This window comes from Paenirhizobium naphthalenivorans (assembly GCF_007992095.1).
GTDB lineage: Bacteria > Pseudomonadota > Alphaproteobacteria > Rhizobiales > Rhizobiaceae > Allorhizobium > Allorhizobium naphthalenivorans.
Genome location: NZ_BJZP01000108.1, coordinates 1 through 1062 on the forward strand (window position 1 = coordinate 1; position 1062 = coordinate 1062).

The 1062-nt window shown below is 57.0% G+C and carries 2 protein-coding genes; both read left to right on the top strand.

Annotated elements, in window-relative coordinates:
- Positions 1–181, top strand: a 181-nt coding sequence (locus RNA01_RS23365; RefSeq protein ID WP_503826405.1) for a conjugal transfer lipoprotein TrbH, incomplete at its 5' end; no start/stop codon positions are given.
- 12 nt (positions 182–193) lie between these two features.
- A partial coding sequence (gene trbI, locus RNA01_RS23370) for an IncP-type conjugal transfer protein TrbI (protein WP_147182457.1) occupies positions 194–1062 on the top strand: 869 nt, incomplete at its 3' end.

Here is a 1062-nt window from a genome sequence, read left to right on the forward strand (position 1 = left end):
CAAGGCACGCTCCTTGAAAGACACCGCCAAACCGATCGAGCTGGCATATTCGTTGATCGACGTTGATGGACAGGTACTCGTGAGGCTTTCCAGCGAGACACTCGAACTTGGGCGGGCCTATTCGGTGTCATCTGGTGGCGCCACGCCGGCGAGCCCGCTTTCATTAATGAAGCGAAACTGAGGAGAGACAGATATGATCCAGTCGCTCCAGCTCGGCAATCCGAGCAGCGCCTCGCGGGAAAAGGGCATGAAACGGCTCAATCGCCTGCCGGTGTTCTTTGGCATCGGTATCGCAGTCGTTGTCGCCTGTGTCCTTGTCTACGGCATCTCATCCAGGGGACTGCGGTTCGGCGACAGAATTCCGGATGAAGCAGGCTCGAACGTCCCGGCCTCGACCTTCGCTGATCAGATGAAGCGCGGGGTGAAAGACGGCATCATCGGCGATCGCGAAGAGCAGCCCGTATTCCAGCCCACGCCCACAACCCAGACAAAGGTGGAAGCCAAGCCGATTGAAGAAGAGCAGATAAAGCAGCAAGCACGGGAAGAGCGCCGACCGCAAATGGAGTCGGAAGAAGAATGGTTGGCCCGACTTCGCCGCGAGCAGCGCGAACAAATCCTGCGTGAACAGCAGCGACAGCGGATGGCCAGCCTTCAGGCGCGTGCCACTGCCTTTGACTCACCGCTGAAGGTCAAAATCTCGGAGCTGGGAAATATCTCCAACGATACCAGGACAACGGAGCGGCAGCCGGCCACCAATAACGGTGCCTCTGATCTCTACGCCGCGGCCATGAAATCAGGTTTGGTGGGGCAGAATGTCGATCCAAATGGGCAGACTTCGAAAGAAGATTTCTTCAACGCTGACATCAAGGATCTCGGCTACCTGCCGAACCAGGTTGTACCTCAGCAGTCACGCTATGAATTGAAGCGCGGCTCCGTCATCCCCGCGACCATGATTACCGGCATCATCTCCGATTTGCCGGGCAGGATTACAGCGCAGGTGAGCCAGAACATCTACGACAGCGCCACAGGACATTTTCTTCTCATTCCGCAGGGTACAAAATT